This window comes from Staphylococcus pasteuri, assembly GCF_030547725.1.
GTDB lineage: Bacteria > Bacillota > Bacilli > Staphylococcales > Staphylococcaceae > Staphylococcus > Staphylococcus pasteuri.
Genome location: NZ_JAUOQO010000663.1, coordinates 1 through 250, shown reverse-complemented (window position 1 = coordinate 250; position 250 = coordinate 1). Strand labels below are relative to the sequence as shown.

1 protein-coding gene is annotated in these 250 nt (G+C 37.6%); it reads left to right on the top strand.

Annotated features, from left to right (window positions below):
- The coding region (locus tag Q4528_RS15090) for a hypothetical protein (protein WP_303522506.1) at window positions 1-210 on the top strand (210 nt) is incomplete at its 5' end.
- Window positions 211-250 lie beyond the last annotated feature (40 nt).

The following is a 250-nucleotide window of genomic DNA, read 5'->3' as shown; positions in this document are numbered from 1 at the left end:
GATTTAGATAATTTTAATGTTGGCGATATCTACAATGACAAGTCTCAGCGAGAGGCTTGTTATGAACAGCTGAGTAAAGGCGAACCGGTGGTCAATCAGGAGATTGATTTTAAACGTACCGATGGTTCACGTTTTACTGGCTTAGCCAATTATCTCAATACCGAATTTAAAGAACACAAAGCGGTATTGTTTGGGTTAACTGAGTATTAAGCTCTTTAAGTTCACTTATGTCGTAACACCAAAACAATAC